The organism is Chitinophaga sp. (genome assembly GCF_035564935.1).
Taxonomy (GTDB): domain Bacteria; phylum Bacteroidota; class Bacteroidia; order Chitinophagales; family Chitinophagaceae; genus Chitinophaga.
Genome location: NZ_DATMTE010000230.1, coordinates 1 through 11,418, shown reverse-complemented (window position 1 = coordinate 11,418; position 11,418 = coordinate 1). Strand labels below are relative to the sequence as shown.

Annotated in this window: 9 protein-coding genes and 3 tRNA genes; 9 read left to right on the top strand and 3 right to left on the bottom strand. The window is 48.8% G+C overall.

Features of this window, described 5'->3' with window-relative positions; genetic code table 11:
* Positions 1 to 224 precede the first annotated feature (224 nt).
* The 3 genes from VN105_RS06170 to VN105_RS06160 all read left to right on the top strand — a co-directional run bounded on the left by VN105_RS06170 (position 225) and on the right by VN105_RS06160 (position 526).
* A tRNA-Val gene (locus tag VN105_RS06170) sits at positions 225 to 299 on the top strand.
* A 39-nt stretch (positions 300 to 338) separates the two neighbouring features.
* Positions 339 to 413: transfer RNA gene (locus VN105_RS06165), tRNA-Val, on the top strand.
* A gap of 38 nt (positions 414 to 451) precedes the next feature.
* Positions 452 to 526: transfer RNA gene (locus VN105_RS06160), tRNA-Val, on the top strand.
* A gap of 70 nt (positions 527 to 596) precedes the next feature.
* On the opposite strand, the gene VN105_RS06155 is transcribed toward VN105_RS06160, so the two are convergent.
* Positions 597 to 2,741, bottom strand: a complete 2,145-nt coding sequence (locus tag VN105_RS06155) for a cation:proton antiporter (RefSeq protein ID WP_325638965.1) — start codon at positions 2,739 to 2,741, stop codon at positions 597 to 599.
* A 104-nt stretch (positions 2,742 to 2,845) separates the two neighbouring features.
* Between VN105_RS06155 and VN105_RS06150 the strand changes: the two genes are divergently transcribed.
* The 3 genes from VN105_RS06150 to VN105_RS06140 are packed head-to-tail and all read left to right on the top strand — an operon-like array spanning position 2,846 to position 4,467.
* A complete protein-coding gene (locus tag VN105_RS06150; protein WP_142683429.1) occupies positions 2,846 to 3,154 on the top strand; it encodes an ATP-dependent Clp protease adaptor ClpS in 309 nt (102 codons plus the stop codon).
* Positions 3,155 to 3,162: 8 nt separating this feature from the next.
* Positions 3,163 to 3,801: a leucyl/phenylalanyl-tRNA--protein transferase gene (gene aat, locus VN105_RS06145; RefSeq protein WP_325638962.1), complete on the top strand. Its 639-nt coding sequence runs from the start codon at positions 3,163 to 3,165 to the stop codon at positions 3,799 to 3,801.
* A gap of 57 nt (positions 3,802 to 3,858) precedes the next feature.
* On the top strand, positions 3,859 to 4,467 hold the full coding sequence (locus VN105_RS06140) for a DinB family protein (RefSeq protein WP_325638960.1): 609 nt from the start codon (positions 3,859 to 3,861) through the stop codon (positions 4,465 to 4,467).
* A 95-nt stretch (positions 4,468 to 4,562) separates the two neighbouring features.
* Here VN105_RS06140 and mtaB read toward each other — a convergent pair whose 3' ends face one another.
* The gene (gene mtaB, locus VN105_RS06135) at positions 4,563 to 5,852 is read right to left on the bottom strand and encodes a tRNA (N(6)-L-threonylcarbamoyladenosine(37)-C(2))-methylthiotransferase MtaB (RefSeq protein WP_325638958.1); all 1,290 of its coding nucleotides are present in this window, start codon (positions 5,850 to 5,852) and stop codon (positions 4,563 to 4,565) included.
* A 79-nt stretch (positions 5,853 to 5,931) separates the two neighbouring features.
* Here mtaB and VN105_RS06130 point away from each other — a divergent pair, with 79 nt between their 5' ends.
* From VN105_RS06130 to priA, 3 genes are all read left to right on the top strand, one after another.
* Complete coding sequence (locus VN105_RS06130; RefSeq protein ID WP_325638956.1) at positions 5,932 to 6,366, top strand: DUF4258 domain-containing protein; 435 nt, start codon at positions 5,932 to 5,934, stop codon at positions 6,364 to 6,366.
* Positions 6,367 to 6,439: 73 nt separating this feature from the next.
* Entirely contained in the window at positions 6,440 to 7,207 is a 768-nt protein-coding gene (locus tag VN105_RS06125) for a lysophospholipid acyltransferase family protein (protein ID WP_325638954.1), read from the top strand.
* A complete protein-coding gene (gene priA / locus VN105_RS06120) occupies positions 7,204 to 9,642 on the top strand; it encodes a replication restart helicase PriA (RefSeq protein ID WP_325638952.1) in 2,439 nt (812 codons plus the stop codon). The genes VN105_RS06125 and priA overlap by 4 nt, the downstream gene beginning before the upstream one ends.
* Positions 9,643 to 9,645: 3 nt before the next feature.
* On the opposite strand, the gene VN105_RS06115 is transcribed toward priA, so the two are convergent.
* A partial coding sequence (locus VN105_RS06115; RefSeq protein WP_325638950.1) for a hypothetical protein occupies positions 9,646 to 11,418 on the bottom strand: 1,773 nt, incomplete at its 5' end.

Sequence of the window (11,418 nt, the reverse complement as noted above, 5' to 3'; positions counted from 1 at the left end):
TAATCCTGAGTCAGACAAAATCCGCTTATATCTCCCCAGATTATTACAAAATTAAAAAACAAAAATCAGCGTAATCAGCGAAATCATTATAATCCTGAGTCAGACAAAATTCGCATCGCCGAAGGCGATCCCCGCGTTTTTTCAAAAAATATTTGGTAGAATAAAAATAGTTTATACCTTTGCGATCCAATCGAACGAAAGGGACGATAGGTAAGACACAAAGAGGGAGCTTAGCTCAGCTGGTTCAGAGCATCTGCCTTACAAGCAGAGGGTCACTGGTTCGAATCCAGTAGCTCCCACACAAAGTAGTTTTGACATATTTCCGAAGATCTTTAAGAGGGAGCTTAGCTCAGCTGGTTCAGAGCATCTGCCTTACAAGCAGAGGGTCACTGGTTCGAATCCAGTAGCTCCCACACAAAAGTAGTTTGATATATTTTCCGAAGATCTTCAGGGGAGCTTAGCTCAGCTGGTTCAGAGCATCTGCCTTACAAGCAGAGGGTCACTGGTTCGAATCCAGTAGCTCCCACACTACACACAAATAAAAAGGTCCTGCAGAAATGCGGGACCTTTTTGCGTTTAGCTGCCGGTACCGGCCATTATTTTTTGAATATCCGTTTCACTGCCTTACCCAGTTTATTCAGGTTCGCAATCTGTTCCTGTATAGGCGCCAGCGTAAGATCCTCTGCCTGCAATCCTGCTTCCAGCGAATCAAATTCTCTTTGTTCGGGGTATAAAAGGATGATGTTATTGTCCTTAAAATGACGCTGCAATTTTGCAGGGATACCATCCATATACGCATGATAGGAAAGCGTGCTTTTCCGCGCGGTAACTACTACCACCAGGTCGTCCCGGGTAATTTCCCTGGAAAGCACCAGGAAATCCTCGATGGTATCAAATTGGCGGAAACCCAGGTCCACGCTCATTTTTGTTTGCTCTGCAAATGCCGTGGTAATGGTTTGTGTTTTCTCATTACAGAAAACCAGCAACCTGGCGCCTGCCTGTTTGGCGAGCATAAACATTTTCTGCATGTAATGCAAAAAGCCCAGTTCGTATTCTGCATTGGGCGGTAGGATCAGCGCCATTTTTTTTGTGGTGTTCAGCGGCGAATGGAAATTACATACGTATACTGTTTCCCAAACCCGTTGCAATACGTTATCCAGCGTGGTACCAAAAATGTTACCCAACCAGCGGTCGGTGGTGCTTGTTTTATCAGTCCAGCCCAATATCACATCACTGATCAGCAGCTCTTTTGTGGCGCGTGTAATGCCATCGGAAACGTTGAGGTCAACGCGGGTAACTACCTGTACATCACTTTCCGTGGCAGCCGCATGTATCACCGCTTTTTCCAGCATCTTATTGGTGAGGTGTATCTTTTCTTTTGCTTCTTCATTATCCTGTACTACAGCCAGCGGGTAAATAGGAGTAGCGGCGTTGTGGTCTTTGATCATCACGGCAAAGTCGAGCAGCGCTTCAATACGGTCGGGGTTGGAAACCGGCACCAGTATACGTTCTGGCTGATCGTCCAGTTCCGGTTTGCTTTCTGCTTCCTGTATCGCGAGCCGTCGGCCGGCATTCTCTGTAACAAAAGACCCCACCAGGCAGGTAATGAGAATAAGTATTACGGTGCCGTTCAACACATGTTCATCTACAATATGCATATTGTACCCGATCAGTATTACCGCGATGGTAGCGGCGGCGTGAGCGCTGCTGAGTCCGAAGATCACCTTGCGCTGGTTGGCGCTGTATTTAAAAACCAGCTGTGTGAACAGGGCTGCCAGCCATTTGCTGCTAAGCGCCATCAGGGTGAGTGCGCCGGCGATGATCAGCGCCTCGGTGCCTTTCAGCAGTACCCGCAGGTCTACCAGCATGCCTACACTGATCAGGAAAAAAGGAATAAAAATAGCGTTACCCACAAATTCAATGCGGTTCATCAATGGCGATGTATGCGGGATCAGCTGGTTAAGCGCCAGCCCGGCCAGGAATGCCCCGATGATACCCTCCACACCAGCCAGTTCCGCCAGGAAGGCGGAAGCAAATACCAGCGCCATCACAAAAATGAAATGGGAGGTTTTATCATCCTTTATCTTCTTGAAAAACCAGCGGCCAAGCATTGGCATCAGCCAGAGGATAATAGCGGCGAAAATGACCAGGGAAATACCCAGTCGTACCCAGAAATAAGTATTGATGTTGCCCGCCTGAACACCGGTGATCACCGCCAGTATCAATAATACCGCTGTGTCGGTAATAATAGTGCCGCCCACTGCCACGGTAACGGCTTCATTTTTAGTGATGCCCAGCCGGCTTGCCAGCGGGTAAGCCACCAGTGTATGAGTGGCAAACATGCTGGATACCAGCAGCGTAGCCATAAAGTTAAACTTCAGCACATAAGTACACACCACGTACCCCATCACAAGGGGGATAAAGAAGGTAAAGGCGCCGAATACCATGCTCCGGTAGCGGTTCTTACGAAATTCGGTCATGTCTAGCTCCAGGCCCGCCAGGAACATAATATACAGCAGCCCCGCTTTCGCAAAAAGGTCAATACTGTCTTTCTGTATAATTTTAAACCCATGATCACCGATCAGCATACCGGCAATGATCAGCCCTATAATACTGGGTATCCGCAGCTTACGTAACAGGATGGGCGCCAGCAGTATTATAAACAATACCAGCGAAAAGATCGGCACCGGATCTTTCAGCGGTAAATTCGTATCCATCAGTAAAACCAGTCCGTTTATCATAACCATTTTTTAAATTCGAAGCATCCTGAAATCCGCAGATCTCTGCTAAATATGGATAAATTAACGAATAATCCATGTAATTTTGCATAAAGCTTTTATTAAAGATGAGCGATCATACAAGTACAAAAGGATTACCTGAGGAAGAGACAGATGTGCTGGTGGCGGAAGATGAACAGTTTCCGTTCAGCCTGGTAGTCTGGAATGATGAGGTGAATACATTCGACTGGGTCATTTCTTCACTGATGGAGGTTTGCGGGCATACGCACGAGCAGGCCGAACAATGTGCGCTGATCATTCATTTTAATGGAAAGTATGCGGTTAAACAGGGCGAATATCTCAAACTTCGTCCCCTGTGTGAAGCCCTGCAGGAGAGAGGACTAAGTGCCACTATCGAAGAAATGGCAGGCAGCTGATTCCCGATATGACTGTTTTTCGTCTTAATAAACAACTGGTTTTTCCACCTGTTCAGCTTTCCGAGCCGGACGGATTACTTGCCGTAGGAGGGGACCTGTCAGTGGAGCGGTTGCTGCTCGCTTACCGTTCGGGTATTTTCCCCTGGTACGATGAACCGCCCATCCTGTGGTGGAGTCCCGATCCCCGCTTCGTATTATTCCCCGATGAACTGAAAGTATCGGCCAGCATGAAACAGGTGCTGCGTAAAAAGCAATTCCGGATTTCCTTTAATGAAGATTTTGCAGGGGTGATTGCCCGCTGCAGCAGCATCCCCCGGCCGGGCCAAACCGGCACCTGGATAACACCCGAAATGCGGGATGCCTATACCCGGCTGCACAAAGCAGGCCATGCGATGTCTGTAGAATGCTGGCAGCACAATGAACTGGTAGGTGGCCTCTACGGCGTTAAAACAGGCCCTTTCTTTTTCGGGGAATCCATGTTTGCTACGGTGAGCAATGCTTCCAAAGCGGCTTTTATCACCTTTGTGCAAACTTATGCACATGAACTTCAAATGATCGACTGCCAGGTGCATACCGACCACCTGGCCTCACTGGGCGCAGGATTTATTACCAGGGAGGAATTTCTGGAGATCATCGGTTTTTCGTAACTTACTTATCTTCTGATCAATAACTCCAATTTTCCTGGCACTTAAATTTTAACCACGATGAAAAAGTTACTACTGCTGCTGACAATAGCCGTTTTTTCAGCAGTTACTGCCTTCCGCCCTGTATCCGGCGTAAAGGAAGACAGATCCCTTCTTCTTACCCAACTGCAACAAACAAAGGATCAGCTCCTGAAAGATGTGCAGGGCCTCACGGATGCTCAACTGGAGTACAAACCCACGGCAGACCGCTGGTCGGTGATTGAATGCGTGGAGCATATTACCCTGATTGAAAAAGCTATTATGGAAGGAGAGCAAAAACTGGTACAGCAACCCGCCAATCCGGAAAGAAGAAAAGATATTAAAACCACTGATGAGCAGATCATTAAAAATGTGGAAGACCGCAGCCATAAAGTAAAGGCGCCTGAGTATGGGATTCCCAAACACAACTACTCCTCCAATGCGGAAGCGATCAAAGCATTTACTGAACAACGTGATAAGCTCATCCAATATGTAACCAACACCAAAGACGTAATGCGCGATCATATTACCGACCACCCGGCGCTGGGTCCTATCGATGCTTGCCAGTTGTTACTGCTTGATGCCGCCCACACCAACCGGCATACGCAACAATTGCAGGAGGTAAAGGCAGACCCGGGTTTTCCGAAATAATACAGCCATCCTGGCCCCTGTAAAGGGTGCTGTGGTATACTTGTCTGCAAGGAATATTATCACCGCTCCGGGGGGCTGCTTCGCAGGAAGTCCGGTTAGCGCAGATCCCAGTCGATCAGCTGGTTATGCCATTCCTGGCGGAAAGGCGTGGTTACTTTGATGTAGTTATCGGTATAGCCTTCCATCATACCATCTTTTCCCAGCGATTCAAACAACACTTTCCTGGTTTGATGCAGGTGTTGTTCATTAAAGAACTGCTGTTTTTTGTGGCTGAGGTTGCGCAGCATCTTATTGCGCTCATTCCTGGTATGAACAGGCACTACCGGCTTAATATCGAGTGCAGCGGTATTGGCGCGTTCGGAGTAAGTGAATACATGGAGATAGGATACGTCCAGTTCATGCAGGAAATCGTATGTTTCGCGGAAATGCGCATCGCTTTCGGAAGGGAAACCCACAATCACATCCACGCCAATGGCGCAATGCGGCATAAACTGTTTGATGAGGGCCACTTTTTCCGCATACAGTTCGCGACGGTAACGGCGGCGCATAAGCCCCAGGATCTCGTTACTGCCGCTTTGCAGCGGAATATGAAAATGAGGCATGAACCTGCGGCTGTTGGCTACAAATTCAATGATCTCATTGGTAAGCAGGTTAGGTTCTATGGAAGAAATACGGTAACGGGAAATGCCCTCCACTTTATCCAGTTCCTGCGCCAGTTCAAAAAAGGTTTCTTCCCTTTTTTTCCCGCCTTCAAAGCCTTTCCCGAAATCGCCGAGGTTTACACCGGTAAGCACAATTTCCTTTACACCGGCAGCAGCCAGGTCCTGTGCATGTTTTACCACGTTGGCAACACTGTCGCTGCGGCTTTTGCCGCGGGCCATGGGAATTGTACAAAAGGCGCAGGTATAGTCGCAGCCATCCTGCACTTTCAGGAAGGTGCGGGTACGGTCGTTCAGCGAATAGGAAGCATGAAAACTATTCACCTCCTCAATGTCGCAGGAGCAGATCTTAGCACTGTTCCCTTTGGTGAGTGTTTTGAGGTGTTCGGCGATATTAAACTTTTCTGCAGCGCCCAGTACCAGGTCCACACCCTCAATGGAAGCAATTTCTGCCGGTTTCAGCTGGGCATAACAGCCGGTGATCACCACCATGCTGCCCGGTGCGCGACGCTGTATGCGGCGTACCAGCATACGGCACTCTTTATCGGCATTATCTGTTACAGAACAGGTGTTGATCACATATACATCTGCTGTTCCGTCGAAATCCGTTTTTACAAACCCATCCTGTTCCAGTAACCTGCTGATTGAGGAGGTTTCTGAAAAGTTCAGCTTACAGCCGAGTGTATGAAATGCTACTGTTTTTACCTGTTCCATAAAGGGATGCAAAGGTAGGAACTTTTTATGTCATAGTCAGGTAAGGATTTTTTAACTATTTTGCGCGCCGTTCCGTTGCTTTATGAAATCAATGCAAAAATATCTTCCGGTTTTCCTTTTATCTCTCCTGTTGCTGGCCGGCTGGCAGCAGAAATGGTGGAAGAATACACCCGCTCCCTCCTCTACCGGCAGCCGCCCCGTTGTGGCCCGTGGTAATTCCAGCAGCCCCGCCATTGCAGGGGAAACGATTAACAGGCATGCCCATCTTGAGTATACTAAACACGCCATTTGTCGGATGGATTGCCGCCAGGTGACAAAGGCCGAAGTAGAGGAAATCCTCGCCGAAGGGAAGATCAATACCGAAAAATCCAATCCAAACGATCACCCATGCCCAACCTATGCACTGGAAGGCTATTCCAGTGAAGGACAGCACCTGCGGATCGTTTTTGCTCCCTGCGACCCGCAAAACGCTAAAGTAATTACCTGTATAGATCTTGATAAGGATTGGACCTGCCACTGCGATTAATTCAACGCCTCTTTCCGCGTAATTCGTAATTTTCTTCGTAGTTTTCCGCCATATTAAACCTTCAGAGGCGTCTATGAATTTTTTACTGAAACCGTTGCGTGTTATTTATGTGATATACGCCGCTGCCGTGTTCCTGGGCATCATGTTCTTAATATTGCCGCCTATTTTCCTGGCTTCCCTGCTGGGCAGGCAAAAGGGCGGTAACATCATATTTTATTTTCTCCGCTTCTGGGCGCACGCCTGGTTCCCGATGGTGGGCATGTGGGTTACCCGGAAATATTTATGCGAGCGCGACAATGAGCCCTGCATCTTTGTGGTAAATCACCGCTCTTATCTTGATGCCGCCATTGCCGTAAAAGTAATGCGGCTTCCCTTCCGTCCCCTGGGTAAAGTGGAAATGTCAAAGATCCCCTTCTTCGGGTTCATCTATAAAAATTCAGTAGTACCGGTAGACCGTTCCAGTGCCGCCGCCAGGGCGCGCAGCGTGCGGGAAATGATGACAGCCCTCAAAGCCGGCATCTCCATTCTCGTATTCCCGGAAGGCACCACCAACGATACGGACCAGCCATTACGCCAGTTCCACAACGGCGCATTCCGCATGGCCATTGAACTGCAGAAACCCATTAAACCGGTGCTGTACCTCGATGCAGGCCACCGTTTGCCACATAAAGGCCCTATGCACATTTCCCCGGGTAAATGCCGCGTGGTATTCCTGCCGCCAATACCTGTAACAGGAATGACGCTCAACGACATCAACACCCTCAAACAACAGGTGTTTGATGTGATGGACACCGAATTACGTAAATATCATAAATATCCAACCCTGCAGGCAATAGGATGAAGTACGCAGATGTAATATTGCCGTTGGCGCTACCAAAAAATTACACCTACGCGGTTCCTGAAAATATGTCCGGCCTCCAGGTAGGATGCCGGGTAGCCGTGCAGCTGGGTAAACAAAAGAAGTACGCCGGTGTCGTGAAAGCTATCCACGAACAGGCCCCCCTGTATAAAACAAAGTTCCTGCTGGATATGCTGGATGCAGAACCTATCGTATATCCTACACAGTTAGCTTTCTGGGAATGGGTGGCCAGCTACTATATGTGCACGGAAGGAGAGGTGCTGAATGCCGCACTGCCGGCCCATCTCAAGCTTTCCAGCGAAACGCTCCTGCTTTACAACGATGCCTTCGGCGACGACTTTACTTCCCTCGACGATGATGAATACCTCATCGCGGAAGCCCTGCATATCCGTAAGGAACTGCGTATTGAGGAAGTACAGATGATTCTCGACAAATCAGAAGTATACTCTGTTATCAAGAAACTGATAGAGAAAAAAGTATTGCTGGTATATGAAGAGCTGAAAGAAGTATATAAGGAGAAGCAGGAAAATTATGTGCAATTGCATGCCCACTACCAGGAGGAAGAACAACTGGCTGCCCTTTTCAATGAGATGGGCCGCGCCCCGAAGCAAATGGAACTGCTCCTTGCTTACCTGCACCTGCTGAAAACACAGGGCGCCGTGCTGCAGAAAGAATTGCTGAAAAAATCCGGCGCTACGGTTGCCCAGCTGAAAGGTCTGGTAGATAAAAATATCCTGTGGGTGGAGAAACGCACGGTAGACCGTATCGCTACCGGCAAAGTGGATGCGCAGATCGATTTTGACCTGAGCCCAGCACAGGAAAAAGCGTTGGATGAAGTACAAACACATTTTAAAGATAAACAGGTAACCCTGCTTCATGGTGTTACTTCCAGTGGTAAAACACAGGTATATGTGAAGATGATGGAAGCCTGTCTGGCCAGTGGTAAACAGGTGCTGTACCTGCTGCCCGAAATAGGACTTACCGCCCAGGTGATCCGCCGGTTGCAAAAACATTTCGGCGCCAGCATTGGTATTTATCACTCCAGGTTTAACAACAACGAACGTGTGGAAATATGGAACAAGGTGAAAACAGGTGAACTGCGCATCATACTGGGCGCCCGTTCCAGCCTGCTATTGCCGTTCCGCGACCTTGGGCTGATCATCCTCGATGAAGAACACGACGCTTCCTATAAACAACAGGACCCCGCTCCCCGTTATCACGCAAGGGATGCGGCCATATATTATGCCGGCCTCTTCAAAGCCAAAGTGCTGCTGGGTTCTGCTACCCCGTCCCTCGAATCGTATTTTAATGCCCAGCAGGGAAAATATGGACTGGTTGAACTGAAAGAACGATTCGGCGGCGTGGAAATGCCCGCTATAGAAATAGTGGATATCAAAAAGGAAATGGCGGAGAAAACAATGGACGGCCATTTTTCTTCTGCCCTGAAAGCAGCCATCACACAAAGTATGGCAGACGGAAAACAGGTGATCCTTTTCCAGAACCGCCGCGGATATGCGCCTTTCCTGCTATGCACTACCTGCGGATGGATACCGCATTGCAAACAATGCGATGTATCCCTCACCTATCATAAAAACCAGGATAAACTCCATTGCCATTACTGCGGCACACGATATCCTTATGTACATACCTGCGCGGCTTGCGGCTCTCAAACCATTGAGCCCAAAAGCTTCGGTACTGAAAAAATAGAAGACGACCTGCAGGCGGCTTTCCCGGAAGCCCGAATTGCCCGTATGGATGTGGATACGGTGCGGAACAAAGACAGCCACAATAAACTGATCCAACTGCTGGAAGACCGCAGTATTGATATCCTTGTAGGTACCCAGATGGTGGTGAAAGGACTGGACTTTGAAAATGTAAACCTGGTAGGGATCCTGAGTGCAGACAACCTCCTGGGCTTCCCCGATTTCCGGGTGAATGAAAGGGCCTTCCAGATGATGGAACAGGTAAGCGGGCGGGCTGGCCGTAAGAATGGGTTGGGAAAAGTACTGATCCAGGCCAGCAATACGCGGCACCCGGTATTGCATTATGTAACGGCGCACGATTATAAAGCAATGTTTGAAGCGGAAATTGCCGAGCGGCAGGTATTTGGTTACCCGCCTTTCTTCCGTTTGCTGAAACTAACCATACGGCATAAAAATCAGCAAACCGCAGAACAGGCTGCGCAGATCCTGGCCAGCTGGCTGCAACCGCATATAGGCGCGCAACTGGTAGGGCCGGCAGCACCGCTGGTGGCAAGGGTACGTAACAATTACCTGCAGGAAATGCTGATCAAACTACCCCGTGAAGCCAGGCTGATTGCCCATATCAAAAGAGTGCTGCAGGAATTTATTATCCAGCTCAAAACGGAAAAAAGATTCCGTTCGGTGGTGATCATCCCGGATGTAGACGGCGTATAAAGGTTATTCTTTCACCAATATCAGGTCCTGCTGCTGGAGTACCTGGATCCTTTTCAGCAATTGCCCGAAAGCGACTTTACTATCCCCGGAAAAATCGGTTTGCTTATACCACTCCAGCACAAAAATGCGTAACTGGCTGCCGTCTTGCTCACACCGCATTTTAAAGCCCAACGCATCTTTTTTGTCATTGATCTCTGCGGAGAAATCTTCTTTATTCGCTACTTTATAGCCGGCTGGTACGGGAATGACTATACGTTTTTCCTGGTAATAGGGAAAATTGATCTGTACCGGCAAATCGCCCGGTGGAAGCGGGATCTCGGAGGTCAGGTTATTTCCCAGTAAAGCACCCACGTGGATCACGGTACTGCTTTCTTTATTTTCTACGGAAGATGTGTTAAGCAAGGTACTCTTCAGCAATACAGGCTTATCCAGGGAGCGGTTGTTAAATACTTCGTTTTCCGGTTTTACTTCCAGGGGTTTCCTGGCGCCCGGTTCAAAAGGAAGGATGGCGTTATACACCTGCAGCCTGCCTTCCGCTGTGCTGCCGGTTCCTGCAAAAGCTGTTTTCAGGTTAGAAGCGGGGTAGCCGCCAAAGGATTGTTTTACTTCCCAGGTAGGATCCGTGACCGACCGCAGCGTGGCTTCCAGGGTAATGTTACTGAGCGTATACGGCGGCGCCGGCGTTTGAATAAAGTCCGTGAGCACTTTGCTTTCACCATTCACTAATGTATCGCGGCAGCGCAATGCAGGGATGCCGGTCAGCAACGACGGATAACATGGAAAGCGTGTATTCATTTCCGCAGGGGCCAATGCCTGTTGTAACCCGGGGAAATACAGCAGCACATTGGTGGGTAGCTGCCGGTATACCAGCTGGCTGTCCATCAGCAAGCTGTCGCGCGAGGTGGTGAATAATACCTGGGTTTGAATATTCAGCATATAATACACCGCATTCAGCAAACGGGTAAAGCCTGCTTTTTCTGCCTGCTTATTGCGGATAATGGAAATAAGATCCACCGTTTCGCCTGTACCGGAAGGCTCCACCAGCCGGTAATTGGATTTTATATACTGCTCTACCAGGTAAATCATTTGCGGAAGAGGAATGCGTTGCTTTACAAAAGGCCACTTCTGCAGTTCTTTTTCCAGCTGTTTAAATTCCGCTTTAGATATTGCCACAATGGGAATATAATTATCTTCTCCAAACTTCTGCCAGGTCATGTGTACCGTATCTTTCCCTTCTATAGCCTGTTTCAGCCCGAAATCGATCCGCTTCAATTGTGGCAGGTAAAAAAACAGGTCGTTGGCAGGAAGATCCGGCATATGTTGCATGTTCAGCCAGTAGTAACGGTTGCTGCCGCTAACGCTGTCTTGCAGCGCAGGTAAACCAACGCTGGGCTTTATCACAAAATCAAGTGTTTTGGGGGCAACCAGCACGTAGCTGAGCTGCTCACAGGGAATACCCGACTGCAGGTAATCTGTGCCGGCATAATCGTATTGCACCTTCAGGTTCATTTCATATTCTATTTCGCAGCCGGCTTCCAGTATGAGGTTATTGGCTACGATGGCTCTCCGTCCCTGGTTCATCTCAACCATCCTTACTTCGTCGTTCAGGTTCGTTACATTACCGCCGGAATGTATTACCCGGATGCGTAAGCCACGCAGCGCTTCGCTGGGCTCCATGGCCATTACCAGGCGCGTAAGACTGTCGGCCGCGCGCTGCGTATTCACCTTGATTATTTTATACAGTGTTTTATAGTGAGAGGCGCCCTGCGCTTTATC